Origin of the sequence: Winogradskyella poriferorum, from assembly GCF_050618035.1 — a bacterium.
Classification (GTDB): domain Bacteria; phylum Bacteroidota; class Bacteroidia; order Flavobacteriales; family Flavobacteriaceae; genus Winogradskyella; species Winogradskyella poriferorum_A.
In genome coordinates this window covers 1-213 of record NZ_JBODPY010000298.1, presented here as the reverse complement: position 1 = coordinate 213, position 213 = coordinate 1, and the positions used below count along the sequence as shown (strand labels likewise).

At 36.6% G+C, this 213-nt stretch carries 1 protein-coding gene; it reads right to left on the bottom strand.

The genetic code is table 11. The features are described from left to right. On the bottom strand, positions 1-213 hold a 213-nt coding region (locus ACRHOC_RS15840; RefSeq protein WP_431159520.1), incomplete at both ends, for a DUF456 family protein.

Below are 213 nucleotides of genomic sequence, written 5' to 3'. Positions count from 1 at the left end.
ACCAAGGAAAATTATGGCTACAATAAATTTTAGAGATGAAGAGGATATAAAACCTAGAAATGAACCAAAAGCCGCATTAAGCGCTTTATCAATGTCATTGCCATGAATCATTTCCCCAATAAGTGCTCCTAAAAAAGGCCCTATTATTATCCGAAAGGTGATAGGAGACAATAAACCAACTACTAGACCAATCGTTGTTCCTATCATTCCAGC